The following is a 26,484-nucleotide window of genomic DNA, read 5'->3' as shown; positions in this document are numbered from 1 at the left end:
CGGAACCGTCCCGGACCCCGCGTCACCTCTCACCACCACCCTCGCGCCCGACCCCCCACCCGCTCCATCCGGCAGGTCGGCGTCCCGGACCGGGGGTTATCCCCACCCGTGACCGGGGGCCGACGGCGCCCGGGCCCCCACCGCGCCGCCCCGCGCACGCCGAAAGGGCCCCGGGCGCACACGCGCCCGGGACCCTTCCCGTCGACCTTCACCCCGCCCGGCGGTTCAGCGGTCGCGCCACGGCACCGCCACCGTCACCACCGTCCCCGCCCCCGGCGCCGACACCACGTCGAACACCCCGTCCACCGCACCCAACCGCTCCGCCAGCCCCGCCATGCCCCCGCCCGGCACGACCCTCGCCCCGCCCTTCCCGTCGTCCTCCACCCGCAGCATCAGCCGCCGCTCCGCCCGCCACACCTCGACCCGCGCGCAGCTCGCCCCCGCGTGCTTGCTGATGTTCTGCAGCAGCTCCGAGACCGTGAAGTACGCGATGCCCTCCACCGCCGGCGCGGGCCGCCCCGCCTCCCCGCCCGGCAGGTCCACCGACACCGCCACCGGCACCAGGCACCGCGCCGCCACCGAGGACAGGGCCGCGTCCAGACCCCGATCGGTCAGCACCGCCGGATGGATCCCGCGCGCCAGGTCCCGCAACTCCTGCAGGGCCAACTTCACCTCGCCGTGCGCCTCGTCCACCATCGCCGCCGCCGTCACCGGGTCCTCCAACAGCTTCTCCTTCGCCATCCCCAAACCCATGGCCAAGGCCACCAGCCGGGCCTGCGCCCCGTCGTGCAGATCCCGCTCGATCCGCCGCAGATCGGCGGCGGCCGTGTCCACCACCACCCCCCGGTCCGCCTCCAGCTCGGCGATCCGCCGCTCCAACTCGTCGGACGGCGACAGCAGGGCCCGCACCATCGCCCGGTCCGCGTCCCCCGCCCACCGCAACAGCCACGGCAGCACCGGCCAGGCCACGAACAGCCCCGTCACGCCCAGCGTGAAGGTCAGCACCCCCCACGGCAGCCGCAGCAGCAGGTACAGCGTGGCCCGCCACCCCACCGGGTCCTTCACCGAGGCCCACAGCCACGGCATGAACCCGCCCGAGCGCCCCGGCCCCGGCAACGGCGTCGGCTCCGCCACCCGCGTCCCCAACAGCACCCGCGCCCGCGCCCGCTCCCAGCGCCCCAGCAGCCGCGAACCCTTCAGCCCGAGCGCCAACAGCGGCAAGCCGATCACCGTCACCGTCAGCCCCGCCGACACCGACACCATGGTCACGGCCGCCGTGAACCCGAGCAGGGTGGTCGGCAGGTTCGACACCGCCCACAACCACTCCTTGCACGTGTCGCGGGAGAACACGGGACGGGGCGGCGCCGGACGACCGGGGTCGTCGGCGGCGGCGGAAGAGGCATCACGCAGGGTCATGGGCCCAGCCTGCCAATCCGCGCCCCGGCCGGCCATGGGGGGACCCGGTGACGTGAACGGGGGGTAACCCCACCCCGCGCCCCTCACCCCCTAGACTCCGGTCCGTGATCGCGCCGCTCCGCCGCCCGCCGGCGGCCCCGGCGGCGACGGACGCGCGGAAACGAACGACGACGCCACCACGACCCGGGAAACGAAGGATGCGGACGTGCCAGAAGCAACGGGATCGGACGTGATCACGCTCGCCGCCGACCACTTCCGAAGCTATTCGGTGGTCGGACTGCTCGCGGTCCTCGGCGTCCTCTTCGTCGCCGTCGCCTTCGGCGCGAACCGGCTGCTCCGGCCCGACGTGCCCACCCGCGAGAAGCTCATGACCTACGAGTGCGGCGTCGACCCGGTCGGCGTGAACTGGGCCCACACCCAGGTCCGCTACTACGTGTACGCCTTCCTCTACGTCATCTTCGCCGTCGACTCGATCTTCCTCTTCCCCTGGGCGACCGTGTTCGCCGCCACCGGCTTCGGCGCCGTCACCCTGGTCGAGATGTTCGTCTTCCTCGGGTTCCTGGCCGTCGGCCTGCTCTACGCGTACAAGAAGGGCGTCCTGACATGGACGTGACGCAGACGCCGCGCGACGCGGCCGACGCCACGCCGCCGCACCCCGTCCCCACCGCGGGCCCCGTGCCGCTGCCCGAGCCCAAACGGCTCGGCGTGCTCTCCCGCCTGGCCCCCGAACCCATGAAGGTGGTCCTGAACTGGGGCCGCCGCTACAGCCTCTGGGTGTTCAACTTCGGGCTGGCCTGCTGCGCGATCGAGTTCATCGCCGCCTCCATGGCCCGCCACGACTTCATCCGGCTCGGCGTGATCCCCTTCGCCCCCGGACCCCGTCAGGCCGACCTGATGATCGTCTCCGGCACGGTCACCGACAAGATGGCCCCCGCCGTCAAGCGCCTGTACGAGCAGATGCCCGAGCCCAAGTACGTCATCTCCTTCGGCGCCTGCTCCAACTGCGGCGGCCCCTACTGGGACTCCTACTCCGTCACCAAGGGCGTCGACCAGATCATCCCCGTCGACGTCTACGTGCCCGGCTGCCCGCCCCGGCCCGAGGCCCTCCTCCAGGGCATCCTCAAGCTCCAGGAGAAGATCGCCGCCGAATCCCTGGCCGAGCGCTACGGGACCACCCCGGCGAACGCGCCCGTTTCACGTGAAACACCCGCGGCCGCCGACCCTGTTTCACGTGAAACAGGCACCCCCGCCGACCCCTCCGCGGCCCGCCTCTCCAGCGGCCTCGTCGCCCCGCCGCCCGCCCCGGGGGAGCCCCGCGCATGACCCTGTACGACGCCCTCCCCGACGCCGCCCCGCAGATCTTCGGCGCGGAGGCGCACGCCGTCCGCGCCCACGACCTGCTCACCGTGGACGTGCCCGTGGGCTCCTGGATCCCCGCCCTGGAGATCGCCCGGGACAAGCTCGGCTGCACCTGGTTCGACTGGCTCAGCGCCGTGGACGAACCCGGCACCGGCTTCCGGATCTGCGCCCACGTCGTCGCCCTCGAACACCGCAGGGTCCGCCGACTGCTGCTGCGCACCACCGTCCCGCACTCCGCCCCCGAACTCCCCACCGCCGTCGACCTGTGGGCCGGCGCGGCCTGGCACGAGCGCGAGACCCACGAGATGTTCGGCGTGGTCTTCACCGACCACCCCGACCCGCGCCCGCTGCTGCTCCCCGAGAACTTCGAGGGCCACCCGCTGCGCAAGGACTTCGTGCTCGCCGCCCGCGTCGCCAAGGCGTGGCCCGGCGCGAAGGAACCCGGCGAGGGCGCCGGCGACGGCGCGCCCAAGCGGCGCCAGATGCTGCCGCCCGGCGTGCCCGACCCGAACGACTGGGGCCCCCTCAAGGGCACCCTCCCGGCCGCCCCGACCCGCCCGGCCCGCACCCCGCGCGCGGCGACGGCCGGCGCCGAGGGCGCGCCCCCGCGCCGCACCCGCTCGGTGACCGCGGGCTCCGCGAGCCAGACCCCGGCCACCCCCACCGACCCGCCCACCGGACCCGCGAGCCCGGAGCCCCCGACCACTCAGCCCCCGCGCCGCAACCGCACCGCCTCGGAGGGCTCGGCGAGCCAGTCCGGGGACCCCGCCGCACCGGCCGCCCGCCCGCCCCGGCGCAACCGCAGCGCCTCGGAGGGCTCGGCGAGTCAGGCCGGCCCGCCGGCGCCCGCGCCCGAGCCGGCCCGCCCCCCGCGCCGCAACCGCAGCGCCTCCGACGGCTCCGCGAGCCAGGCCGGCCCCACCGGCCCGGCCCCCGCCGCCCCGCCCGCGGCGCCCCGCAGCCCCGACGCCCCCTGGCACGACCCGAAACCGGCCTTCGACCCGGACACCCCCACCGAGAAGCCCGCCCCCGAACAGCCGCCGACCGAGGAAGGACGCACCCCGTGACCGACGCGCTCGACATCGCCCTGCGCCTCGTCCTCGTCTTCGCCGCCTTCCTCGTCCTCCCCCTCGTCGTCGGCCAGACCGAGCACAAGGTCATGGCCCACATGCAGGGCCGGCTCGGCCCCATGTACGCGGGCGGCTTCCACGGCTGGGCCCAGCTCGTCGCCGACGGCGTGAAGTTCGCGCAGAAGGAGGACGTCGTCCCCGCCGGCGCCGACCGCAAGGTCTTCCGGCTCGCGCCCGCCGTCGCCCTCCTGCCCTACCTCCTCGTGCTGCTCGCGATCCCGATCGGCTCCGGCCCGGGCCTGGTCGGGCAGGTGATCGACGCGGGCGTGTTCTTCGCCCTCGCCGTGATGGGCGTCGGCGTCCTCGGCAACCTGATGGCCGGCTGGGCCTCCGCCAACAAGTTCTCCCTCCTCGGCGGCCTGCGCACCGCCGCCCAGCTCCTCGCCTACGAACTGCCGATGCTCCTGGCCGCCGCGTCCGTGGCGATGGCGGCGGGCACGGTCTCGCTGCCGGGGATCGTGGACGCGTTCGCCTGGTGGTGGCTGCCCTGGCAGATCTGCGGCGCGATCGTCTTCTTCGTCGCGGGCCTCGCCGAGCTCCAGCGCCCCCCGTTCGACATGCCGGTCGCCGACTCCGAGATCATCTTCGGCGCGTACACCGAGTACACGGGCCTGCGCTTCGCGCTGTTCCTGCTCGCCGAGTACGCGGGCATCGTGGTGCTGTGCGCGCTGACCACCGTGCTCTTCCTCGGCGGCTGGCACAGCCCCTTCGGCGACACCGGCCTCGGCCCGCTGTGGACCCTGCTCAAGGTGGGCCTGCTGGCCTTCGTGGTGATCTGGCTGCGGGTCAGCTTCCCCCGGTTGCGCGAGGACCAGCTCCAGAAACTCGCGTGGACCGTCCTCGTCCCGCTCGCGCTCGCGCAGATCGCGCTGACCGGCATCGTGAAGGTGGCGATCCTCTGATGTCCCCCGTCCCCGGTTCCGGCCTCGCCAAGGGCCTGGCCGTGACCCTCCGCACCATGACCCGCCGGTCGCACACGGCGCAGTACCCGGAGGCGCAACCCGCGCTGCCGCCGCGCACCCGGGGGGTGATCGGGCTGTTCGAGGAGAACTGCACGGTCTGCATGCTGTGCGCCCGCGAGTGCCCCGACTGGTGCATCTACATCGACTCCCACAAGGAGACGGTGCCCCCGGCGGCTCCCGGCGGCCGCGAGCGCAGCCGCAACGTGCTGGACCGGTTCGCGATCGACTTCTCGCTGTGCATGTACTGCGGCATCTGCATCGAGGTGTGCCCCTTCGACGCCCTGTTCTGGTCGCCGGAGTTCGAGTACGCCGAGACCGACATCCACGAGCTGACCCACGAACGGGACCGGCTGCGCGAGTGGATGTGGACGGTGCCCGCGCCGCCCGCCCTCGATCCGGCGGCGGAGGAGCCCAAGGAGTGGGCCGCCGCCCGCAAGGCCGCGGAGAAGGCGGAGGCGCTTGCCGCCGCCGAGGCCGCGCGGGCCGCCGGGGCGGGGGAGGAGGCGTGAGCGCCGCGCACGCCGTGCTCGCGGCCGAGGCCGCCGGGCGCGGGTTCCTGTCCCCGTCCGGCGTGGAGATCACGTTCCTGCTCGTCGGCCTGGTCACCCTGGGCGCGGCCGTGCTGACGGTCACCACCCGGCAGTTGGTGCACGCCGCGCTGTGGCTGGTGGTGGCGCTCGGCGGGGTCGCGGTGGAGTACCTGCTGCTGACCGCCGAGTTCATCGCCTGGGTGCAGGTGCTGATCTACGTGGGGTCCGTGGTCGTGCTGTTGCTGTTCGGCCTGATGCTGACGAAGGCGCCGATCGGTCCGTCCCCGGACGCCGACTCGCGCAACCGACCGCTCGCCGCGGTCGTCGCCGGCCTCGCCGCGATCGCCCTGGTGTGGGTGGTCGCGGACGCGTTCCGGGCCACGTGGATCGACCTGAACGGGGTGACGGGCGGCTCCACCGACGCCACCGGCACCTTCCTGTTCCGGCACTGGGTGCTGCCCTTCGAGGCCCTGTCGGTGCTGCTGCTGGCGGCGCTGATCGGCGCGATCGTGCTGTCCCGCAAACACCCCGAGCCCACCGGGTCCCCCGACCCGGCCGGCGCCGATTCCCCCGAGGACGCCCGCTGATGCACCTCGCCTATCCCGCGGTCCTCGCCGCCCTGCTGTTCTGCGTCGGCGTGTACGGGGTCCTCGCCCGCCGCAACGCGATCCTGGTGCTGATGTCGGTGGAGCTGATGCTCAACGCCGTCAACCTCAACCTGGTCGCCTTCGACGTGTGGCTGCGCGACACCCTGCACGCCGGTCAGGCCCTCACCCTCTTCACCATCGCCATCGCCGCCGCCGAGATCGGCATCGGCCTGGCCATCGTCCTCATGGTGTACCGGGCCCGGGGCACCGCCGACGTGGACCGGCTCCGCGACACCGCCGAGCCGCGCCCCGGCCGCCCCGACGCCGACCTCGACGCCCCGCCGGCCGGTGCGTCCCGAGCCCCCGAGGTCGCCGCGTGACCCTCCCGACCCTCGCCGTCCTCGTCCCGCTGCTGCCGTTCCTCGGCGCCCTCGCGGGGCTCGCGCTGGGCCGCGTCGCCCCCGGCTTCGTCCGCCCGCTGGCCCTGCTGCCGACCCTGGCGTCGACCGTGATCGCCGTCCTGGTGGCGGTGCGGCACGGCGGCGGGCACGTGGTGGAGGCGGCCCGCGAACTGACCCCGACCGGGTCGGTGCCGGTGGAGCTGGCGCTGCGCCTGGACGGGTTCGCCGTGTACACGGCCGTCCTCGTCGGGGTGGTGGCCTGCTGCGTGCAGCTGTACTCGACGGCCTACCTGCGCGAGGACCCCCGCTACCCCTCGTACGCCGCGCTCGTCTCCCTGTTCACCGCCGCGATGCTGCTGGTCGTCTACTCGGGCGACCTGATGGTGCTGCTGGTCGGCTGGGAGGTGATGGGCGTCTGCTCCTACTTCCTGGTGGGTCACCACTGGGAGAGCGCCGCCGCCCGCTCGGCCTCGCTGAAGGCGTTCCTGGTCACCAAGCTCGGTGACGTGCCCTTCCTGATCGGCCTGTTCGCGCTGGCCTCGGACGCCGGTTCGTTCCGGATCGGCCGGATCCTGGACACGGTCGCCGCCGGCGGCCTGGACCACCCCACCCTCGTGGCCCTGCTGCTGCTCGCGGGGGTGGCGGGCAAGTCCGCGCAGTTCCCGCTGCACACGTGGCTGCCGGACGCGATGGCCGGCCCCACCCCCGTCTCGGCGCTGATCCACGCGGCCACGATGGTCGCGGCCGGCGTGTACGTGGTGGCCCGGCTGCTGCCGGTGTTCACGGCCTCGGCCGCCGCCCTCGTGGTGCTGGCCGTGATGGCCGCCGTCACCATGGTCGGCTCGGCGCTGGCCGCCCTCGCCCAGGACGACCTGAAACGGGTCCTGGCCTACTCGACGATCGGTCAGCTCGGCTACATGACGGGCGCGCTGGCCGTCGCCGACCGGGGCGCCGCCGTCTTCCACCTGATCTCGCACGGCGCGTTCAAGGCCCTGCTGTTCCTCGGCGCGGGCGTCGTCGTGCACGCCGCCGGCACCGCCTCCCTGACCGCGATGTCGCGGATGGACGGCCTGGCCAAGCGGGCCCCGGACGCGTTCTGGACGATGACGATCGCGCTGCTCGCGCTCGCCGCGATCCCGCCGTTCGCCGGGTTCTTCTCCAAGGAGGCCGTGCTGGTCGCGGCCGAGCACGCCGCGCTGGGCGAGACCCCGGCGGCCCCGACGGCGGCCGGGTGGCTGGTGCTCGTGGCCGGTGTGCTGACGGCCCTGCTGACCGCCGCGTACGCGGCCCGACTGTGGCTGCTGGCCTTCCGGGGCAGTGGCGCGCCCGCCCCCGACCACGGGCGGGCCCCGCTCGCCGAGACCGGCCCGCTGTGGCTGCTGGCCCTGCCCTCGCTCGGGTTCGGCCTGGCCGCCGGCCCGCTGGCCGAGCGGCTGGACGGGACCGCGTTCGGCATGTCCCCGCTGACCGGGGTGCTCGGCACGGGCGCGGCCCTGCTGGGCGCGGTCACGGTGTGGGCGGTCTGGCGCCGCTCCCGCCCGAGGCCGCTCCCGACCGCCCCGCCCCCCGCCGGCCGCGTGCCCGCAGACGACGTGCCCGCAGACGACGTGCCCGTGGACCCCGTGGCCGTGGACGCGACCACCGCCCCCGCCGCCGTGCCCGCCCCGCTGCCCGCCACCGACCCCGGCCGCGTGCTGCTCGGCCCGCTGCACCCGCACGCCGCCGCCGGCTTCCACCTCGACGCCCTCTACACGGCCCTGTTCGTCCGCCCCGTGCGCGCCGCCGCCGGCCTCGTGCGCTTCCTCGACCGCGAGGTCGTCGACACCTACGTGCGCGGCGCCGCCGCCGGCCCCCGCCTGCTGGGCGCGCTGACCCGCCGGGCCCAGACCGGCAACACGCAGACGTACCTGACGGTGCTGCTCGCCGGCGCCCTCCTGCTGGCCCTGGCCGGCGCCGCCCTCGCCAACGCCAACGCCGGATCGTGAGCCTGAGCCTGCCGTGATCGACATGAACCCGACCGTGACGCAGCTCCTCCTGGTCTTCGTCGTGCTCGCCCCCGCCCTCGGGGCCCTGGCCGCCCTGCTGCCCGCCCCGCCCGGCCTCAAGGGCGCCGGCCCCGACCAGGCGGTGCTCCGGCACGGGGTGACCGTGACCGGCGCCGTGCTGCTGGCCGCGCTCGCCCTGGCCGCCGGTTTCGACCGGGGCGCCGCCGACCGCTTCCAGGCCGTCACCGACCTGCCCTGGATCCCCGCCCTCGGCGTGCGGATCCACCTCGGCGTGGACGGGATCTCCCTCCCGCTGCTGGTCCTGACCGCCCTGCTGTTCTTCCTCTGCGCCCTGTACTCCTACTTCAGGCCGCCGACGGGCCCCGCCCCGAAGGCATTCGTGGCGCTGCTGCTCCTGCTGGAGCTGGGCACCCTGGCCACCTTCTCCGTCCTCGACCTGCTGCTGTTCTTCCTGGCCTTCGAGACGGTCCTAATCCCGATGTACTTCCTCATCGCCCGCTGGGGCGGGGCCGGCCGCCGCGCCGCCGCGTGGAAGTTCGTCCTCTACACCCTGCTCGGCTCCGTGGTCATGCTGCTGGGCCTGCTCCTGATCGGGCTGCACGCCGGCACCTTCGACATGGTCGAACTCGCCCGTACCGGCCCCGGCCTGCCCGCGGGCACCCAGCTCCTGGCCGCCCTCGCCATCGGTGTCGGCCTGGCCGTGAAGACCCCCATGTGGCCGCTGCACAGCTGGCTGCCGGCCGCCCACACCGCCGCGCCCACCGTCGGCTCGGTGCTGCTGGCGGGGGTCATGCTGAAGATGGGCACCTACGGCATGGTGCGCATCCTGGTCCCGATCACCCCCGACGGGCTGCGCGTCCTCGCCCCGTACCTGGGCGCCCTGGGCGCGATCGGCATCGTCTACGGTTCACTGGCCTGTCTGGCCCTGACCCGGCGGGGCACCGGCGCCGACCTGAAGCGGCTGATCGCGTACTCCTCCGTCGGGCACATGGGCTTCACCCTGCTCGGCATCGCCACCCTCACCCCCACCGGGATCAACGGCGCCCTGTTCGCGAACATCGCCCACGGCCTGATCACCGGCCTGCTGTTCTTCCTGGTCGGCGCCCTCAAGGAGCGCTACGGCAGCACCGACCTCGACACCCTCTCCGGGGCGGTCGGCGGCGCCCTCTACGGCCGGGCCCCGCGCCTGGGCGGGCTGCTCGCGTTCGCCGCCGTCGCCTCCCTCGGCCTGCCCGGCCTGGCCGGGTTCTGGGGCGAGATGCTGACCCTGTTCGGGTCCTGGAGCCCGGCCGCCGGCCTGCCCGTGGCCGCGTTCCGCACCTACCTGGTGCTCGGCGGCCTCGGCACCCTGCTGACGGCCGCGTACCTGCTGATCACGGTCCGCCGGATCTGCATGGGCGACCCGGAACGGGCCCCGGCCCCGCCCGCCACCGGGATCACGGACCTGCGCGGCCACGAGGCCGCAGCCTGGGGCCCGCTGGTCGCCCTCACCGTCCTGGCGGGCCTGTGGCCCGCGATCCTCCTCGGCCTGACCGACCCGGCCGTCCAGAAGCTCCTCGCGGGAGGCACCGCATGACGGCCCCGGCCCACGCCCTCGCCGCCGCCGACCCCGGCTCCCTGACCCAGTCGGTGGACTGGCTCGCGCTCGCGCCGGCGCTGCTCCCGGCGGCCCTGGCCCTCGTGGTCCTGGTCGCCGACCTGTTCCTGCCGGCCCGCCGCAAACCGCTGCTCGGCGTGGCGAGCGTGCTCGGACTGGCGGCGGCCCTGCTCGCGCTGCTGCCGCTGCGCGCCGGCGACCGGGCCACGTTCTGCCTGACCGGCCCCGGCACCGGCACCGGCCCGGGCGCGCCGCCCGCCTGCTCGTACGCGGTGGACTCCCTCACCCTCGCCGTGCAGCTCCTCGTGCTGGGCGCGGCCCTGGTCACGGCCCTGCTGTCGATCGCGACGGTCCGCGAGCGGCGGCTGCCGGCCGGCGAGTACTGGTTCCTGCTGCTGTCGGCGACGGCCGGCGCGGCCCTGATGCCGGCGGCCCGTGACCTGATCACGCTGATCGTGGCCCTGGAGGTGGCCTCGCTGCCCGCGTTCGCCCTCGTGGGCCTGCGCCGGGGCAGCCGGCTGTCGGCCGAGGCGGCCCTGAAGTTCTTCCTCACCTCCGTCACCGCCACCGCCGTCACCCTCCTCGGGGTGTCCTTCGTGTACGCGACGACCGGTGCCGTGCACCTGGACCGGGTCGCCGACGGCCTGGACGCCGTCCCGGCCGGCCTGGAGACCCTCGCCTCCGTCGGCGTGGGCCTGACCCTGGTCGGGTTCGCGTTCAAGACGGCCGCCGTGCCCTTCCACTTCTGGGTCCCCGACACCTACGTCGGGGCGCCGCTGCCGGTGGCCGGCTACCTGTCGGTGGTCGGCAAGGCCGTGGGCCTGACCGGCCTGATCCTCGTCACCGTGCACGCCTTCCCGGGCCGCGCCGACGTGTGGGGCCCGGTGCTGGCCGTCCTCGCCGCCCTGACCACCACCCTCGGCAACGCGGCGGCCGTCCGCCAGGACCCCGACCGGGCCCACAGCGCGGTACGGCTGCTGGCCTGGTCCTCGGTGGCGCAGGCCGGGTTCCTGCTGGTCCCGATCGCGGCGGCGGCCTACGGCGACCGGGACGCGATCGGCGCCACCCTGGCCTACGCCCTGATGTACGCGGCCGTGAACCTCGGCGCCTTCGCCGTGCTCACCCTCACCGCCGCCGACCGCCCCGGCGGGCGCCTCGCCGACCTGCGCGGCCTCTACCACCGCCGCCCGGTCCCGGCCCTGGCCCTGGCCTTCTTCCTGCTCTGTCTGGCCGGACTGCCGCCGGGCGTGATCGGCCTGTTCGCGAAGGTCGCGGTGGTGCGGACGGCGGTGGACGCGGGCCTGGGCTGGCTCGCGGTGCTGCTCGCCGTGAACGTGGTCGTGGGCCTGTACTACTACCTGCGCTGGACGGCCCTCCTCTTCACCCGAACCCCGGACACCGCCCCGGACCCGAGCCCGGACACCGTTGCGGAACCCGCCCCGGCCGCGACCCCGGCCGCCGCGCCCGCGCCCTCCCCGCGCACCCCGTGGCCCACCGCGCTGGCCCTGGCCGTCACCACGGGCACGGCCCTGGTCCTCTCGGCCGCCCCCCAACTGGTCCTGCGGCTGCTCGACACCCATCTGGCCCCCTGAGCCGCACCCCGCGCCCCACTGGCCCCCGACGCCCCCGCCCGCCCAGGTCGGGGGCGTCGACGCGTCCCGGGCCCGGGAACCGGAGCCGCCCGCCTCGCGTTGACCGGAAAGGGAGGGTCCACTGGACCACAGGACCTTTCACCGGTCTCCCACCCGCACCATCAGGAGGGCGTACCGTGCACGGCCGACACAACGGGCTGAAGACCGCCGCGCTCCTCGGCGGACTGTCCGCACTCATCCTCGTCATCGGCGGCGCCTTCGGATCGCGCGGCCTGGTCATCGCCGTCCTCGTCGCGGTCGGCACCAACGCCTACGCGTACTGGAACAGCGACAAGCTGGCCCTGCGCGCCATGCGCGCCCGCCCGGTCAGCGAATTCGAGGCCCCGGAGCTGTACCGGATGGTCCGCGAGCTGTCCACGGCCGCCCGCCAACCCATGCCCCGGCTCTACATCTCGCCGACCGACGCCCCCAACGCGTTCGCCACCGGCCGCAACCCCCGCAACGCGGCCGTCTGCTGCACCGAGGGCATCCTGCGGATCCTCGACGAACGCGAACTGCGCGGGGTCATCGGCCACGAGCTGAGCCACGTCTACAACCGCGACATCCTCATCTCCTCGGTCGCCGGCGCCCTGGCCTCGGTGGTCATGTTCCTCGTGCAGTTCGCCTGGCTGATCCCCGGCCAGCGCTCCAACGGCAACCAGGGCGGCCCCGGGGTCCTCGGCATGCTGCTGATCATGCTGCTGGGCCCGGTCGCGGCGAGCATCATCAAGCTCGCCGTCAGCCGCTCCCGCGAGTACGAGGCCGACGCCTCCGGAGCCCAGCTCACCGGCGACCCCCTCGCCCTCGCCGACGCCCTGCGCAAACTGGACGCCGGCACCCGCAGCCTCCCGCTGCCCCCCGAGCCCCGCATCGAGGCCGCGAGCCACATGATGATCGCCAACCCCTTCCGCCCCGGCGAGGGCATGGCGAAGCTCTTCTCCACCCACCCCCCGATGGCCGAGCGCATCGCCCGGCTCGAACACATGGCAGGACACCGGCAGTGAAGACCATCCTCAACGTCATCTGGCTCGTGCTCAGCGGGATCTGGCTGTTCCTCGGGTACTGCCTCGCCGGTCTGCTGCTGTGCGTCACGATCATCGGCATCCCCTTCGGGATCGCCGCGTTCCGCATCGCCGTCTACGCCCTGTGGCCCTTCGGGTACACCACCGTGGACCGGCGCGACGCGGGCGCCGGCTCCTGCGTGGGCAACGTCCTGTGGTTCGTCCTCGCCGGCTGGTGGCTGGCCCTGGGCCACATCGCCACCGGCATCGCCCTGTGCCTGACGATCATCGGCATCCCGTTCGGCATCGCGAATTTCAAGATGGTCCCCCTCTCCCTCCTCCCCCTGGGCAAGGAGATCGTCCCCACGAACGCCCCCTTCGCCACCCGCTGACCCGCCCGGCGGCCCACCCCGCACCCGCTCCACGCCGCCGCGCCTCAGCCGGCGGTCCGCTCCCCGCAGCCGTCCGTCGGGCGACCGCCCGGCGGCGGGGTGCGGGCCGCCCGTCGCCGCTCCCACGCGTCCAGCGAGGCCAGGCACCCGTGGTCGAGGCAGCGCAGGCCCCCCAGGTCCAGCCGCACCACCCGGTCCGCCGGCAGCTCGTCCAGCCGCTCCAGCAGCCGCGGCACCCGCACGAAGCGCGCGTTGCCCACCACCCGCACCCACAACACCCCCTCCGGCCCCCCGATCCCGCCCACCGGCTCCAGCCGCACCCGCGCGCCCTCCCACACCGCCCGCGCCCCCGCCACGGCCAGCCCCGCCACCAGCCCCCGCCCCAACCCGCCCGCGACCACCGCCACCGCCGTCACCCCCGACACCACCAGCTCCCCCCGCCGCCCCCGCCACCACCCCGGCGCCGCCCGCACCGGCACCACCCGCCACACCGCGTGCGCCAACACCCCCGCCACCGCCGCCACCGGCACCGCGCCCACCACCTGCGGCGCCACCACCGCGAACAGCCCCAGCCACACCCCCTGGAGCACCCGGGCCGCCCGCGTCCGCGCCCCCGCCGCCACGTTCGCGGCGCTCCGCACGAGCACCGCCGCCAACGGCAACACCCCCAGGGCCCCGCACACCGCGTTCCCGACCCCCTGGGCCACCAGCTCCCGGTCCGGATCCGTCCCCGCCCGGTCCACCGCCGCCACCGCGCACAGGCTCCCCGCCGACGCGATCAACGCCAGCGCCACCACCGTCCCCCACGCGGACGCCGACCCCAGCACCCCGAACGCCGACCCGTCCGGTACCCCGAACGCCTCCCACACCCCCTCCACCCGCACCCGCGCCACCGGTATCGACCACGCCCACGCCACGAGCGTCGCCGCCCCCACCCCCACCAAGGGCCCCGGCACCACCCGCCACCGCCCCGGCGCCCACCCCCACAGCACCGACACCCCCACCGTCCCCACCCCCAGGGCCACCGCCCACCGGTCCACCGCGCCCCCCACCGCGTACGACCACCCCAGCAGCAACACCGCCCCCACCCCGACGAGCATCCCCCGCGTCACCGCCGCCGAGACCGCCCCGAACCACCGCCCGCACCGCAGCAGGCCCAACGCCACCTGCACCACCCCGGCCGCGAACACGAGCACCCCCAGGGCCGGCAACCCGAACTCCCGCACCGCCCCGTACACGACCGCGGCCAACCCGACCGCCGGCCCGCTCACGTGCGCCGCCCCGCCCCCGAGCACCCCGACCACCAGCCCGCCGACCACCCCCGTCACGATCCCCGCCCCCACCGGCACCCCGGAGGCCACGGCGATCCCCACGCACAGGGGCAGCGCCGTCAACGCCACCACGACGGACGCCCCGAGGTCGCCCCGCACCGCCCCGAGCCCCGGCATGACCCGCCCCCCTGCTCACGATGAGTGACGCTCTCCCGTCCACTTTGAGTCCGGCCCGGGGGGCGTCGACAGTGATCACACGAGGCACACCTCGGAGCACGCGCCGCACGCACGCCCCCAAGCGCCCCGCACACCGCCGCGCGCCCGCCCCCGGGAACACCGCGGCCCCGCCGTGCCGGGATCACCGCACGACGGGGCCGAAACCCGACCGGACCCGACGAGGGGCCCGCGCCGGAACTACCGGTAGTTCACGAACTGGATCGCGAAGTCCAGGTCCTTGCCCTTGAGGAGCTGCTGGACGGCCTGGAGGTCGTCACGGCTCTTGGAGCTGACGCGCAGCTCGTCGCCCTGCACCTGCGCCTTGACGCCCTTCGGGCCCTCGTCGCGGATGATCTTGGCGACCTTCTTCGCGTTCTCCTGGGAGATGCCCTCCTCGATCGACGCGAAGATCTTGTACTCCTTGCCGGACAGCTGCGGCTCGCCGGCGTCCAGCGCCTTCAGCGAGATCTGCCGCTTGACCAGCTTCGTCTCGAACACGTCGAGAACGGCCTTCACGCGCTCCTCGGAGTTGGCCTCCATGAGGATCTTCTCGCCCGACCAGGCGATCGACGCCCCGGTGCCCTTGAAGTCGTACCGCTGCGACAGCTCCTTCGCGGCCTGGTTGAGGGCGTTGTCGACCTCCTGCCGCTCGACCTTCGAGACGATGTCGAAACTGGAGTCGGCCATGTGCTGTGGCTCCTTGAAATCGGCTGCGTCGCCCCGGACCGGGACGCGGACCGGCCATCCCCGACCCGTCCCACACAGCGTAGCCACCACGCCCGGGATCGCCGCCGCTCAATCAAGTGGCGAACCACCCCTGAGCATCGGGTATGGTTTACCTCGTTGCCGGGGAGCACCGCGAAAGCGAGACGAACCGACGACCCCATGGCGATGTGCCCGAGCGGCCAATGGGAGCGGACTGTAAATCCGTCGGCTTAGCCTACCCAGGTTCGAATCCTGGCGTCGCCACACTCACAGAGGCCCCCCGCAGCAGCGGGGGGCCTCTGGTGTTGTCTCCGCCCACCCCACACCGCTCACTCCAGCGCCGCCCGCCACACCCAGTCCGTGCGACGCGGGCGGTCCGGCAGGACCGTGCGGCCCGTCGCCCACAACAGCAGGTCCGACGGGGACGCGCGCGGCGGATCCGGCAGCACCGCCGGCGGGAACAATCGCCCCAACACCGCCTCCGCCGCCTCCACCGGCGGCTCCCACGCCACGCCCAGCCCGCGCGCCACGTCCCAGGTGTGCAGCGTCAGCTCCGCCACCCCCATCGCCGCGAACCCCGACGCGTCGCACGCACCCCAGTGCCAGCCCCGCGCCCCCGCCGGCGCCGCCCGCACCACCGTCGCCAACAGCGCCGCGCTCGCCGACAACACCTCCACCACCTCGCCCCGACCCGCCGACTCCGGCACCGTCAGGTCCAAGGGCAGGTACCCCGGCCCCCGCACCCGCCCCGCCAACTGCGCCGCGTACGCCGTCAGATCGTGCGCCACGTGCACCACCGTCTCCCGGCAGCTCCACTCCAGGCCCCCGGCCGGCGCCCCCCAGTCCCGCTCCACACACCCGCCGAGCAGGGCGACGGTCACCGCCGCCGCCCGCTCCACCGCCTTCGCGCCGACCGCTCCCGCGCTCCCCGAGGTCCCCACCGCACCTGCCCCCTCCGGCGTCAGTTGCCCGCCACGTCCTTCACCGCCACCTCCGCCGGCACCGACCCGGCCACCAGCTCCAAGGTCAGCCCCGCCGTCGCCGGCGTCTCCGCCAGCTCCGCCAACACCAGCGCCACGTCGTCCCGGGACACCGAGCCCCGCCCCGTCGACGCCGCCAACCGCACCAGCCCCGTGCCCGCCTCGTCCGTCAGCGCGCCCGGCCGCAGCACCGTCCACCCCAGGCCCAACCGCGTCCGCAGGTGCGCGTCCGCCTCGCCCTTGGCCCGCAGGTAGTGGTCGAAGACCTCGTCCCCGTCCCGGTCCGGGTCCGCGCCCATCGACGAGACCATCAGGAACCGCCCCACCCGCGCCAGTTCCGCCGCGTCCGCGCACAGCACCGCCGCGCCCCGGTCCACGGTGTCCTTGCGCTCCACCCCGCTGTTCGGCCCCGCCCCGGCCGCGAACACCACCACGTCCGCGCCCGCGAACACCTCCGCGACCCGCTCCAACGACTCCGACTCCAGGTCGCACAGGACCGGTTCGGCCCCGTGCGCCTCCAGATCCGGCCCGTGGGCCGGATCGCGGACCAGGCCCACGACCTCGTGCCCCCGCGCGGCCATCAGCCGCTCCAACCGCAACGCGATCTGCCCGTGTCCACCCGCGATGACCATGCGCATGTCCCGACGGTACGCCGAACCGCCCGCGCCCGCCCGCGACGACACCCCGGGCCCGCCCGCCGCCGCCCTCATGGCCCCGGCGGCTCCGCCCGCCCCTGACGCGGCAGTTCCAGGGCCACCGCCACCGCCGAATCGCAGTACTCCCGCACCGCGCTCGTCCGCGCCACCACCCGCCCCCGGTGCACCACGATCCGGCTGTACGCCAACGACAACACCCCCGCGATCCGCTCCCCGCGCACCGCCAACAACTCCGCCGGGAACCCCGCCTCCACCCGCACCTCCGGCAACCCCAGGGCCTCCCGCGCGGCCGAGCTGACCGCCTCGTACGCCTCCGCCGGCCGCACCCCGCCCTGCGAGGCCAGCAGGTACGCCGCCTCCAGCGGATCGCCCCGCCCGACCGGGTTCGCCGCGTCCCGCAACGCCCCGCTGCCCGCCGCCACCCGCACCCCGGCCGCCCGCAGCAGCCGCACCGGCGCGGTCCGCAGCCCCCGCCGCTCCAGGGCCGCGCAGTCCCCCTGCGGCAGGCAGACCACGCTCACCCCGGCCCCCGCGAGTCGCTCCACCACCCGGCCCGCCACGTCCAGCGGCAGCCGCGACAGCCCCCCGCACGGCCCGATCACCACCCCCGTGCCCAGCCCGCCCGCCATCGCGGCCAGCCGGCCCAGCCGCACCGGATCGTCCCCGTCCGTGTGCAGGTCCACCGGCACCCCGTGGTCCGCCGCCAGCGCCAGCACCGTCTCCACGTACCCGCTCGGGTCCGGGTCCAGGTCCGGGCAGCCGCCGATCACCGACGCGCCCATCGCGATCGCGTCCCGCAGCATCGCCGCCCCGTCCGCCCCGGCCCGCCCGGTCAGCAGCCGCGGCATGGCCACCGCCGCCAGGTCCGTCAGCCCGCGCAGCGAGCGCCGGGCCCGCAGCACGGCCGCCAACGGCGCCAGCCCCCGCACGTCCCCGATCCGCACGTGACAGCGGACCGCCGTCGCCCCGTGCCCGAGCTGCAACAGCGCCGCCTCCGTGGCCCGCCGCTGCACCTCGGCCGGCGCGTCGTCCACCGGCCCGTCCACGTCCGCCGTGAGCGCGCTGTCCCCGTGCGCGTGGGGCTCGGCCGGCGCGGGCAGCAGCAGGTGCCCGGAGAGGTCCACGCGGTTCGGGGACGGAGCGGCGAGGCTGCCCGCCGTGCCCACGGCCTGGATCCGCCCGTCGCCGAGCCGCACGTCGACCGTCCGCCCGTCGGTCAGCCGCGCCCCCGTGAGCAGCAGGGTCGGCGTGACCTCCGGCGCGGGCAGCGGACCGCGCCCGATGCCCACCGGTCCCGGCTCCCCGGCCCCCGGCCCGCCGCGCGCGGGGCGCCGCTCGGGGCCCCCGTCCCGGGGCCAGGGGGGCTGTTGCGGCGGGCTGTCGGACATCGCGCTCCTGCGGTGGCTCGTACGGTGTGCCGCCGGTCGCTCGACGGGCGCGCGGCGACAAGATCACGCAACGGAGCCAGAGCCTAGGGCGACCCGGCGCGCCGGACGCGGAGCCGGTGGGCGGGGTCGCAATAGTCGTACCGGGGCCCGCCCCGGCGGCCCTGTCGAGTGCCCGGCGTCACACCCCGCCCACGGGCGCGAATCCCTCCCGCGCGCCCCTCGCGAACCGCCCGCGAGGGGCGTCGAATCCTTGTGAACACAGGGCCGGCAGGGGGGCGGCCAAAGGATTTGGGCGATCGGTCGGGGAGCGTGTAATGTCTTCACCGCTGGCCCCAATAGCTCAGTCGGTAGAGCGTCTCCATGGTAAGGAGAAGGTCTGCGGTTCGATTCCGCATTGGGGCTCTGGTGAACGAAGCGAACCACTCGCAAGGTGGGGAGCAGAGGTCATCAAAGCGGCGTAGCTCAGTCGGTAGAGCAAGCGGCTCATAATCGCTGTGTCACCGGTTCAAGTCCGGTCGCCGCTACACACAGTAGCCGATTGTGGGGTCGGTCTCCCGGTCGGCTACTATTTGTGCGTTCATCCGTCTACCCGTCCGTCAAGGAGCACTCACGTGGCTGCCACCGACGTCCGCCCGAAGATCACGCTGGCCTGCGTGGAGTGCAAGGAGCGGAACTACATCACCAAGAAGAACCGGCGCAACAACCCGGACCGTCTTGAGCTGAAGAAGCACTGCCCGCGCTGCCACTCTCACACGGCGCACCGCGAGACCCGCTAACACCAGGGGCCTCACGGCACACAGGCCAATTGACACGAGGTCGTCCCCGTTCACGGGGGCGGCCTCGTGTTGTTTTGCGCGCTCCGCGGGTGAATTCCGGGCGCGTGTGATCACCGTCACCCCCTTTTCGTTGGAGGCAAGCCCATGGCCCTCGACCAGTCCTTCGTCGGGCGGACCTACCCGCCCACCCCCGCCTACGAGGTCGGGCGCGAGAAGATCCGCGAATTCGCCGAGGCCGTGGGCGACCCCCACCCCGCGTACACCGACCCCGAGGCCGCCAAGGCCCTCGGCCACCCCGACGTGATCGCGCCCCCCACCTTCGTGTTCGCCATCACCTTCAAGGCCGCCGGCCAGGTCGTCGAGGACCCGCAGCTCGGGCTCGACTACAGCCGCGTCGTCCACGGCGACCAGAAGTTCTCCTACCGCCGCCCCGTCCGGGCCGGCGACCGCCTCTCGGTGACCTCCACCATCGAGGCCGTGAAGTCCCTCGCGGGCAACGACATCATCGACATCCGCGGCGAGGTCCACGACGAGACCGGCGAGCACGTGGTGACCGCCTGGACCAAGCTCGTCTCCCGCGCCGCCGAGGAGGGCTGACCGATGGCCGCACAGATCGCCTGGAACGACGTCGAGGTCGGCACCGAGCTGCCCGCCCGTTCCTTCCCCGTCACCCGCGCCGACCTCGTCCGCTACGCCGGCGCCTCCGGGGACTTCAACCCGATCCACTGGAACGAGCGCTTCGCCAAGGAGGTCGGCCTCCCGGACGTCATCGCCCACGGCATGTTCACCATGGCCGAGGCGATCCGCGTCGTCACCGACTGGCTCGGCGACCCCGGCGCCGTCGTCGACTACGGGGTCCGCTTCACCAAGCCCGTCGTGGTCCCGAACGACGACACCGGCGCCCTCGTCGAGGTCTCCGGCAAGGTCGCCGTCAAGCTCGACGACAACCTGGTCCGCGTGGACCTCGTCGCCACCAGCGCCGGCCAGAAGGTGCTGGGCATGTCCCGCGCCGTCGTCCGCCTGGCCTGAGCCCGCGACCGGCCCGAGGGCGCCCGCCGGGACCGCGGCGGGCGCCCTCCGCGCGTCCCGCCCCGACCGGACCGGCCCCGGCGCCGCCGCACGTACCCTTGTCCCCGTGCAGGAACTCCACGACGCCCCCCTCGCCCCCCTCACCACCTTCCGCCTCGGCGGCCCGGCCACCCGACTGGTGACCGCGACCACCGACGCCGAGGTGATCGAGGCCGTCCGCGCCGCCGACGCCGCCGGCACCCCGCTGCTGATCATCGGCGGCGGCAGCAACCTGGTCATCGGCGACGCCGGCTTCGAGGGCACCGCCCTGCACATCGCCACCACCGGCTTCCACCTCGACGGCACCCGCCTCGAACTCGCCGCCGGCGAGAACTGGAGCGAGGCCGTCGCCCGCACCGTCGAGGCCGGACTGGCCGGCGTCGAATGCCTCGCCGGCATCCCCGGCTCCGCCGGCGCCACCCCCATCCAGAACGTCGGCGCCTACGGCCAGGACGTCTCGGCCACCATCACCGAGGTCGACGCCTTCGACCGCGAACGCGACGAGCTCGTCACCCTCACCAACGCCGAGTGCGCCTTCGCCTACCGGCACAGCCTCTTCAAGGACCGCCCCGACCGCTACGTCGTGCTGCGCGTCCGCTTCGAGCTGGAGGACGCCGGCGGCCTCTCCGCCCCCCTGAAGTACCCCGAGACCGCCCGCGCCCTCGGCGTCGAGGCCGGCGACCGGGTGCCCGCCGCCCGCGCCCGCGAGACCGTCCTCGCCCTGCGCGCCGGCAAGGGCATGGTCCTGGACCCCGCCGACCACGACACCTGGTCCGCCGGCTCCTTCTTCACCAACCCGATCCTCACCGACGCCGAGCACGCCGCCTTCCTCGACCGCGTCCGCGACCGCCTCGGCCCCGACACCGCCCCGCCCGCCTACCCGGCCGGCGTCGGCCACGTGAAGACCAGCGCCGCCTGGCTCATCGACAAGGCCGGCTTCCCCAAGGGCCACGGCACCGGACCGGCCCGCATCTCCACCAAGCACACCCTCGCCCTCACCAACCGGGGCACGGCCACCACCGAGGACCTGCTGGCCCTGGCCCGCGAGGTCGTCGCCGGCGTGCACGCCGCGTTCGGCGTGACCCTCGTCAACGAGCCGGTGACGGTCGGCGTCCGGATCTGACGGCGTGATCTGTCCCCTGCACGGGGGCGGCTGCGACCCGACCCGCCTCGTGGGTCGGATCCTGCGCGCCGTCGTCGCCTCCTGGCACGTCAGCGACGGCGCCCGCTCCGAGTCCCCGCTCGACGTCTGGCTGCTCGACAGCGCCGGCGAGTCCACCCGCGTCACCACCGGCTCCGACCACTGCCTGATCGTCGAGACCGCCGACCCCGACACCCCCTACGACATGGGGGAGTGGGGTCGGGTGGAGGTCGGCGAGGACCTCGGCGACCATCCCTTCCGCCGGCACATCGGGCAGACCGTCACCGGGGTCCGCGAACTCGCCGACCCCCGCACCGGGCGGGTCCTGCTGGAGATCGACTTCCCCGGCGGTCAGCGGGTCCGCGCCGACTGCTGGCAGGGCGACCTCCGCCTCACCCGCTGACCGAGCCCACCGGCACCCGCGGCCCCGGCGCCGCCTCGCCGGGCGCCGCCGCCAGCCACGCGTCCACCCCGGCCAACAGGCGCTCCCGCACCTCCACCGGCGCCGCCGAGCCCCGTACCGACTGCCGCGCCAGCTCCGCCAGCTCCGCGTCCGTGAAGGCGTGGTGCTCGCGCGCGATCCCGTACTGGGCGGCCAGCCGCGAGCCGAACAGCAGCGGGTCGTCCGCGCCGAGCGCCATCGGCACCCCCGCCTCGAACAGGGTCCGCAGCGGCACGTCCTCGGGCTTCTCGTAGACCCCCAGCGCCACGTTCGAGGCCGGACACACCTCGCAGGTCACCTGCCGGTCGGCGAGCCGCTTCAGCAGCCGCGGGTCCTCCGCCGCCCGCACCCCGTGCCCGATCCGGGCCGCGTGCAGATCGTCCAGGCAGTCCCGCACCGAGGAGGGCCCGGTCAGCTCCCCGCCGTGCGGGGCGGCCAGCAGCCCGCCCTCCCGCGCGATCGCGAAGGCCCGGTCGAAGTCACGGGCCATCCCGCGCCGCTCGTCGTTGGAGAGCCCGAACCCGACGATGCCCCGGTCCGCGTACCGCACCGCCAGCCGGGCCAGCGTCCGCGCGTCCAGGGGGTGCCGCATCCGGTTCGCCGCGATCACCACCCGCATCCCGAGCCCGGTCTCCCGCGAGGCCGCGTCCACCGCGTCGAGGATCACCTCCACCGCCGGGATCAACCCGCCCAGGTGCGGGGCGTACGAGGTCGGGTCCACCTGGATCTCCAGCCAGCCCGAACCGTCCCGCACGTCCTCCTCGGCGGCCTCCCGCACCAGCCGCCGGATGTCGTCCGGCTCGCGCAGACAGGACCGGGCGGCGTCGTAGAGGCGCTGGAAGCGGAACCAGCCCCGTTCGTCGGTGGCCCGCAGGCTCGGCGGTTCCCCGCCCGTCAACGCGTCGGGCAGCCGCACCCCGTACTTGTCGGCGAGCTCCAGCAGCGTGGCCGGCCGCATCGAACCGGTGAAGTGCAGGTGCAGGTGGGCTTTGGGCAGAAGCGTGAGGTCTCGTACGTGCTCCATTTGCCGATACTGCCGCATCCCGGCCCGCTCCGGGAGCCCGATTCCCTGAACGGGACGTGACCGAACGCGTTTAGCGGTACGGCGCACCCCCGACACGCCGACGGCGGCGGTCCCCACCCGAAAGGGGGACCGCCGCCGTCGGACGACCGGACGCGTGTGCCGGTCCTTACGCCTGGGCCTCGGCCAGCAGCTTCTGGATCCGGGACACGCCCTCCACCAGGTCCTCGTCGCCGAGCGCGTAGGACAGCCGCAGGTAGCCGGGGGTGCCGAACGCCTCGCCGGGCACGACCGCGACCTCGACCTCGTCGAGGATCAGCGCGGCCAGCTCCACGGAGGTCTGCGGACGCTTGCCGCGGATCTCCTTGCCGAGCAGCTCCTTCACCGAGGGGTACGCGTAGAACGCGCCCTCGGGGGTGGGGCAGAAGACGCCCTCGATCTCGTTGAGCATCCGCACGATGGTCTGGCGGCGCCGGTCGAAGGCGGTCCGCATCTCGGCCACCGCGTCCAGGTTGCCGGAGACGGCGGCCAGGGCCGCGATCTGGGCCACGTTGGACACGTTCGAGGTGGCGTGCGACTGCAGGTTCGTCGCGGCCTTGATCACGTCCTTCGGGCCGATGACCCACCCGACCCGCCAGCCCGTCATGGCGTAGGTCTTGGCGACGCCGTTGACGACGATGCACTTCTCGCGCAGCTCGGGCACGATCGCCGGCAGCGAGGTGAACTTCGCGTCCCCGTAGACCAGGTGCTCGTAGATCTCGTCCGTCAGCACCCACAGGCCGTGCTCGGCGGCCCAGCGGCCGATCCGCTCGGCGTCGGCCTCGCTGTACACGGCGCCGGTCGGGTTCGAGGGGGACACGAAGAGGACGACCTTGGTGCGCTCGGTGCGCGCCGCCTCCAGCTGCTCCACCGAGACCCGGTAGTTCGTGGTCTCGTCGGCCACGACCTCCACCGGCACGCCGCCCGCGAGCCGGATCGACTCGGGGTAGGTGGTCCAGTACGGAGCGGGCACGATGACCTCGTCGCCCGGGTCGAGGATCGCCGCGAACGCCTCGTAGATCGCCTGCTTGCCGCCGTTGGTCACCAGGACCTGGGAGGCGTCGATCTCGTACCCGGAGTCGCGCAGCGTCTTCGCGGCGATCGCCTGCTTGAGCTCGGGCAGACCGCCGGCCGGCGTGTAGCGGTGGAACTTCGGGTTGCGACAGGCCTCGACGGCCGCCTCGACGATGTAGTCGGGGGTCGGGAAGTCGGGCTCGCCCGCGCCGAAACCGATCACGGGACGCCCGGCGGCCTTGAGGGCCTTGGCCTTGGCGTCGACGGCGAGGGTCGCGGACTCGGAGATGGCGGCGATACGGGCGGAGACCCGCCGCTCGGAGGAAGGCGTTGCAGAGGTCATGGGGGCCATGCTCCCAGACGGCCTCACGGCCCCGCACACCGTTCCGACGAGCGGGACGGGACCCGGGCGGGGACTGGTCGAAAGCACACCGGACGCGGTCGGAACACCCCGCCACGTGCACCGTACGGAGCAGTGCGCGGATCTTCGTGTTCGACGTGGCGCCCGCGAGCACGTACACTCCTCTTTCGTTGGACCTCAACCGCCACGCCTCAACGCACCCCGGTGCTGTGAGTAAGTGAGGTAAGTTGGGGGTCGCAGCAAAGGGTCGTAGCTCAATTGGTAGAGCACTGGTCTCCAAAACCAGGGGTTGGGGGTTCGAGTCCCTCCGGCCCTGCTTCACACTCCTTCGCCGGATGTGTGCGCAGGTACGTACTTCGATGCAACGCCGTGCGGCTCACTCAACCGGGCGCGGCACGGCCATGACCCGGATTCAGGTGAGAGACGTGACGGACGCCTTGGGCTCCATCGACATGCCTGATGCCGAGGACGAGACCCGCGACCGTAAGTCCCGCAAGGGCGGGAAGCGTGGGAAGAAGGGCCCTCTGGGCCGCCTCGCGCTTTTCTACCGCCAGATCGTCGCCGAGCTGCGCAAGGTCGTCTGGCCCACGCGCAACCAGCTGACGACGTACACCACCGTGGTGATCGTCTTCGTCGTCATCATGATCGGTCTGGTGACCGTGATTGACTATGGGTTCTCGGAAGCCATCAAGTTCGTCTTCGGCTGATCCCCGCGGAGGGCGGCGCCATGATGGCTGCCGCCCCTTTTCGCATGTTCCACCACCTTTTGCAGGAAGAAGCAGCCACCGTGTCTGACCCGAACCTGAACGCGAGCCACGACTCCGTCGAGTCCGTCGAGGACCAGCTCGACATCGTCGAGGCTGCGGACGCCGTGGACCCCGACCAGGCTGAGGCCGCCGACATCGAGGCCGGCGAGGCCGCCGAGGTCGAGGCGCTGCACGTCGAGGACGCCGCGGACGAGGTCGAGGTCGAGGACGAGTCGGACGCCGACGAAGCCGATGAGGCCGTCGAGGACGCCGACGAAGAGGTCGACGAGGCCGACGAGGACGAGGACGCCGAAGAGGCCGAGGAAGAGGTCGAGGAGGCCGCCGTCGAGCCGGCCGCCCCCGTCGACCCGGTCCAGGCCCTGCGCGAGGAACTGCGCCTGCTGCCCGGCGAGTGGTACGTCATCCACACCTACGCGGGCTACGAGAAGCGCGTGAAGGCGAACCTGGAGCAGCGCGCCGTCTCCCTCAACGTCGAGGAGTTCATCTACCAGGCGGAGGTCCCCGAGGAGGAGATCGTCCAGATCAAGAACGGCGAGCGCAAGAACGTCCGGCAGAACAAGCTGCCCGGCTACGTGCTCGTCCGGATGGATCTGACGAACGAGTCCTGGGGCGTCGTGCGCAACACGCCCGGCGTCACCGGCTTCGTGGGCAACGCCTACGACCCGTACCCGCTGACCCTCGACGAGATCGTCAAGATGCTCGCCCCCGAGGCCAAGGAGAAGGCGGACCGCGAGGCCGCCGAGGCCGAGGGCCGCCCGGCGCCCGCCGTCAAGCGCGAGATCCAGGTGCTGGACTTCGAGGTCGGCGACTCGGTCACCGTCACCGACGGCCCCTTCGCGACCCTCCAGGCCACCATCAACGAGATCAACCCGGACTCGAAGAAGGTCAAGGGCCTCGTGGAGATCTTCGGTCGCGAGACCCCGGTCGAGCTGAGTTTCGACCAGATCCAGAAGAACTGACGGTTCTTCCGGCCACACGCTTTCCGCCCAGGTCAGACCGCCCCTCACAGGCGGTCTGACCTGCGCGGTTTCAGGCTCCGCACCGATACCCGTTATCGTGGTGCGGTATGCCTCCATCCGGATGACCGGATCGGGGGCAGGAACACTCTCACTAGGACCCGGAGAGAGCAATGCCTCCCAAGAAGAAGAAGATCACGGGGCTCATCAAGCTCCAGATCAAGGCCGGTGCGGCCAACCCGGCTCCGCCGGTCGGCCCCGCGCTGGGTCAGCACGGCGTCAACATCATGGAGTTCTGCAAGGCCTACAACGCCGCGACCGAGTCGCAGCGTGGCATGGTCGTGCCGGTGGAGATCACGGTCTACGAGGACCGTTCCTTCACCTTCATCACCAAGACCCCGCCGGCCGCGCGCCTCATCCTGAAGGCCGCGGGCGTGGAGAAGGGCTCCGGCGAGCCCCACAAGACCAAGGTCGCCAAGCTCACGCGCGACCAGGTCCGGGAGATCGCCACCACCAAGATGCCCGACCTGAACGCCAACGACCTCGACGCCGCCGAGAAGATCATCGCCGGCACCGCCCGTTCCATGGGCATCACGGTCGAAGGCTGATTCAGCCCCCTCCAGCACCACCAGTGGCAGGGCCCGCGCAGGCCCGTACCACGACTCCACGCC

At 73.8% G+C, this 26,484-nt stretch carries 28 protein-coding genes and 4 tRNA genes; 24 read left to right on the top strand and 8 right to left on the bottom strand.

Annotated features, from left to right (window positions below; translation table 11 throughout):
* Positions 1-225: 225 nt before the first annotated feature.
* Positions 226-1,416 carry a sensor histidine kinase gene (locus tag ACN20G_RS09590; protein WP_424212315.1) on the bottom strand — a complete coding sequence of 397 codons (1,191 nt, stop codon included), beginning with the start codon at positions 1,414-1,416 and terminating at the stop codon, positions 226-228.
* 205 nt (positions 1,417-1,621) lie between these two features.
* Between ACN20G_RS09590 and ACN20G_RS09585 the strand changes: the two genes are divergently transcribed.
* From ACN20G_RS09585 to ACN20G_RS09530, 12 genes are all read left to right on the top strand, one after another.
* On the top strand, positions 1,622-2,029 hold the full coding sequence (locus ACN20G_RS09585; RefSeq protein ID WP_424212314.1) for an NADH-quinone oxidoreductase subunit A: 408 nt from the start codon (positions 1,622-1,624) through the stop codon (positions 2,027-2,029).
* Positions 2,020-2,739 (top strand): NADH-quinone oxidoreductase subunit B, encoded by a 720-nt coding sequence (locus tag ACN20G_RS09580; protein ID WP_424212313.1) that lies wholly within the window; start codon positions 2,020-2,022, stop codon positions 2,737-2,739. Before ACN20G_RS09585 ends, ACN20G_RS09580 begins: the two co-directional genes overlap by 10 nt.
* Positions 2,736-3,842: an NADH-quinone oxidoreductase subunit C gene (locus ACN20G_RS09575; protein WP_424212312.1), complete on the top strand. Its 1,107-nt coding sequence runs from the start codon at positions 2,736-2,738 to the stop codon at positions 3,840-3,842. The genes ACN20G_RS09580 and ACN20G_RS09575 overlap by 4 nt, the downstream gene beginning before the upstream one ends.
* Complete coding sequence (locus ACN20G_RS09570) at positions 3,839-4,807, top strand: complex I subunit 1/NuoH family protein (protein ID WP_424212311.1); 969 nt, start codon at positions 3,839-3,841, stop codon at positions 4,805-4,807. Before ACN20G_RS09575 ends, ACN20G_RS09570 begins: the two co-directional genes overlap by 4 nt.
* The gene (locus ACN20G_RS09565; protein WP_424212310.1) at positions 4,807-5,376 is read left to right on the top strand and encodes a NuoI/complex I 23 kDa subunit family protein; all 570 of its coding nucleotides are present in this window, start codon (positions 4,807-4,809) and stop codon (positions 5,374-5,376) included. The genes ACN20G_RS09570 and ACN20G_RS09565 overlap by 1 nt, the downstream gene beginning before the upstream one ends.
* Positions 5,373-5,984, top strand: coding sequence for an NADH-quinone oxidoreductase subunit J (locus tag ACN20G_RS09560; protein WP_424212309.1), 612 nt, complete (start codon positions 5,373-5,375; stop codon positions 5,982-5,984). Before ACN20G_RS09565 ends, ACN20G_RS09560 begins: the two co-directional genes overlap by 4 nt.
* A complete protein-coding gene (gene nuoK, locus ACN20G_RS09555; protein ID WP_424212308.1) occupies positions 5,984-6,364 on the top strand; it encodes an NADH-quinone oxidoreductase subunit NuoK in 381 nt (126 codons plus the stop codon). The genes ACN20G_RS09560 and nuoK overlap by 1 nt, the downstream gene beginning before the upstream one ends.
* Positions 6,361-8,370, top strand: coding sequence for an NADH-quinone oxidoreductase subunit L (locus tag ACN20G_RS09550; RefSeq protein WP_424212307.1), 2,010 nt, complete (start codon positions 6,361-6,363; stop codon positions 8,368-8,370). Before nuoK ends, ACN20G_RS09550 begins: the two co-directional genes overlap by 4 nt.
* A gap of 22 nt (positions 8,371-8,392) precedes the next feature.
* Positions 8,393-9,967, top strand: coding sequence for a complex I subunit 4 family protein (locus ACN20G_RS09545; protein ID WP_424212306.1), 1,575 nt, complete (start codon positions 8,393-8,395; stop codon positions 9,965-9,967).
* Positions 9,964-11,580 carry an NADH-quinone oxidoreductase subunit N gene (locus ACN20G_RS09540; protein WP_424212305.1) on the top strand — a complete coding sequence of 539 codons (1,617 nt, stop codon included), beginning with the start codon at positions 9,964-9,966 and terminating at the stop codon, positions 11,578-11,580. Before ACN20G_RS09545 ends, ACN20G_RS09540 begins: the two co-directional genes overlap by 4 nt.
* 176 nt (positions 11,581-11,756) lie before the next feature.
* Positions 11,757-12,623 (top strand): zinc metalloprotease HtpX, encoded by an 867-nt coding sequence (htpX, locus tag ACN20G_RS09535; RefSeq protein ID WP_424212304.1) that lies wholly within the window; start codon positions 11,757-11,759, stop codon positions 12,621-12,623.
* The gene (locus ACN20G_RS09530; protein ID WP_424212303.1) at positions 12,620-13,012 is read left to right on the top strand and encodes a YccF domain-containing protein; all 393 of its coding nucleotides are present in this window, start codon (positions 12,620-12,622) and stop codon (positions 13,010-13,012) included. Before htpX ends, ACN20G_RS09530 begins: the two co-directional genes overlap by 4 nt.
* 44 nt (positions 13,013-13,056) lie before the next feature.
* Here the strand turns inward: ACN20G_RS09530 and ACN20G_RS09525 are convergent, their stop codons facing one another.
* Entirely contained in the window at positions 13,057-14,460 is a 1,404-nt protein-coding gene (locus ACN20G_RS09525; protein WP_424212302.1) for a SulP family inorganic anion transporter, read from the bottom strand.
* Between the two features lie 237 nt (positions 14,461-14,697).
* Positions 14,698-15,186: a YajQ family cyclic di-GMP-binding protein gene (locus ACN20G_RS09520; protein ID WP_424212301.1), complete on the bottom strand. Its 489-nt coding sequence runs from the start codon at positions 15,184-15,186 to the stop codon at positions 14,698-14,700.
* A 200-nt stretch (positions 15,187-15,386) separates the two neighbouring features.
* On the opposite strand from ACN20G_RS09520, the gene ACN20G_RS09515 reads away from it, so the two are divergent.
* Positions 15,387-15,468: transfer RNA gene (locus ACN20G_RS09515), tRNA-Tyr, on the top strand.
* 65 nt (positions 15,469-15,533) lie between these two features.
* Here the strand turns inward: ACN20G_RS09515 and ACN20G_RS09510 are convergent.
* The 3 genes from ACN20G_RS09510 to ACN20G_RS09500 all read right to left on the bottom strand — a co-directional run bounded on the left by ACN20G_RS09510 (position 15,534) and on the right by ACN20G_RS09500 (position 18,228).
* Positions 15,534-16,145 (bottom strand): maleylpyruvate isomerase N-terminal domain-containing protein, encoded by a 612-nt coding sequence (locus tag ACN20G_RS09510; protein ID WP_424212300.1) that lies wholly within the window; start codon positions 16,143-16,145, stop codon positions 15,534-15,536.
* Positions 16,146-16,165: 20 nt separating this feature from the next.
* Positions 16,166-16,822 carry an SDR family oxidoreductase gene (locus ACN20G_RS09505; RefSeq protein ID WP_424212299.1) on the bottom strand — a complete coding sequence of 219 codons (657 nt, stop codon included), beginning with the start codon at positions 16,820-16,822 and terminating at the stop codon, positions 16,166-16,168.
* A gap of 68 nt (positions 16,823-16,890) precedes the next feature.
* A complete protein-coding gene (locus ACN20G_RS09500) occupies positions 16,891-18,228 on the bottom strand; it encodes an amidohydrolase family protein (protein WP_424212298.1) in 1,338 nt (445 codons plus the stop codon).
* Positions 18,229-18,557: 329 nt separating this feature from the next.
* On the opposite strand from ACN20G_RS09500, the gene ACN20G_RS09495 reads away from it, so the two are divergent.
* From ACN20G_RS09495 to ACN20G_RS09465, 7 genes are all read left to right on the top strand, one after another.
* Positions 18,558-18,630, top strand: a tRNA-Thr gene (locus ACN20G_RS09495).
* Positions 18,631-18,679: 49 nt separating this feature from the next.
* Positions 18,680-18,752, top strand: a tRNA-Met gene (locus ACN20G_RS09490).
* A gap of 87 nt (positions 18,753-18,839) precedes the next feature.
* Positions 18,840-19,004 (top strand): 50S ribosomal protein L33, encoded by a 165-nt coding sequence (gene rpmG, locus ACN20G_RS09485; protein WP_424212297.1) that lies wholly within the window; start codon positions 18,840-18,842, stop codon positions 19,002-19,004.
* A gap of 144 nt (positions 19,005-19,148) precedes the next feature.
* Positions 19,149-19,601 carry an FAS1-like dehydratase domain-containing protein gene (locus ACN20G_RS09480; protein ID WP_424212296.1) on the top strand — a complete coding sequence of 151 codons (453 nt, stop codon included), beginning with the start codon at positions 19,149-19,151 and terminating at the stop codon, positions 19,599-19,601.
* Between the two features lie 3 nt (positions 19,602-19,604).
* Positions 19,605-20,033 (top strand): MaoC family dehydratase, encoded by a 429-nt coding sequence (locus ACN20G_RS09475; protein WP_424212295.1) that lies wholly within the window; start codon positions 19,605-19,607, stop codon positions 20,031-20,033.
* Between the two features lie 106 nt (positions 20,034-20,139).
* Complete coding sequence (locus ACN20G_RS09470) at positions 20,140-21,195, top strand: UDP-N-acetylmuramate dehydrogenase (protein ID WP_424212294.1); 1,056 nt, start codon at positions 20,140-20,142, stop codon at positions 21,193-21,195.
* A gap of 4 nt (positions 21,196-21,199) precedes the next feature.
* The gene (locus ACN20G_RS09465) at positions 21,200-21,616 is read left to right on the top strand and encodes a hypothetical protein (RefSeq protein ID WP_424212293.1); all 417 of its coding nucleotides are present in this window, start codon (positions 21,200-21,202) and stop codon (positions 21,614-21,616) included.
* Here the strand turns inward: ACN20G_RS09465 and ACN20G_RS09460 are convergent.
* Positions 21,606-22,679 carry an adenosine deaminase gene (locus ACN20G_RS09460; protein WP_424212292.1) on the bottom strand — a complete coding sequence of 358 codons (1,074 nt, stop codon included), beginning with the start codon at positions 22,677-22,679 and terminating at the stop codon, positions 21,606-21,608. The genes ACN20G_RS09465 and ACN20G_RS09460 overlap by 11 nt on opposite strands.
* 166 nt (positions 22,680-22,845) lie before the next feature.
* Positions 22,846-24,072: a pyridoxal phosphate-dependent aminotransferase gene (locus tag ACN20G_RS09455; protein WP_424212291.1), complete on the bottom strand. Its 1,227-nt coding sequence runs from the start codon at positions 24,070-24,072 to the stop codon at positions 22,846-22,848.
* A 261-nt stretch (positions 24,073-24,333) separates the two neighbouring features.
* Between ACN20G_RS09455 and ACN20G_RS09450 the strand changes: the two genes are divergently transcribed.
* The 4 genes from ACN20G_RS09450 (at position 24,334) to rplK (ending at position 26,421) form a co-directional block, all read left to right on the top strand.
* A tRNA-Trp gene (locus ACN20G_RS09450) sits at positions 24,334-24,406 on the top strand.
* Positions 24,407-24,515: 109 nt separating this feature from the next.
* Positions 24,516-24,797 (top strand): preprotein translocase subunit SecE, encoded by a 282-nt coding sequence (gene secE, locus ACN20G_RS09445; protein ID WP_424212290.1) that lies wholly within the window; start codon positions 24,516-24,518, stop codon positions 24,795-24,797.
* An 80-nt stretch (positions 24,798-24,877) separates the two neighbouring features.
* Positions 24,878-25,816, top strand: a complete 939-nt coding sequence (gene nusG / locus ACN20G_RS09440; protein ID WP_424212289.1) for a transcription termination/antitermination protein NusG — start codon at positions 24,878-24,880, stop codon at positions 25,814-25,816.
* A gap of 170 nt (positions 25,817-25,986) precedes the next feature.
* The gene (rplK, locus tag ACN20G_RS09435) at positions 25,987-26,421 is read left to right on the top strand and encodes a 50S ribosomal protein L11 (RefSeq protein WP_424212288.1); all 435 of its coding nucleotides are present in this window, start codon (positions 25,987-25,989) and stop codon (positions 26,419-26,421) included.
* Positions 26,422-26,484: the final 63 nt, after the last annotated feature.

The organism is Streptomyces dryopteridis, assembly GCF_049606955.1.
Taxonomy (GTDB): Bacteria; Actinomycetota; Actinomycetes; order Streptomycetales; family Streptomycetaceae; genus Streptomyces.
This window is presented reverse-complemented; position numbering and strand designations above follow the sequence as displayed.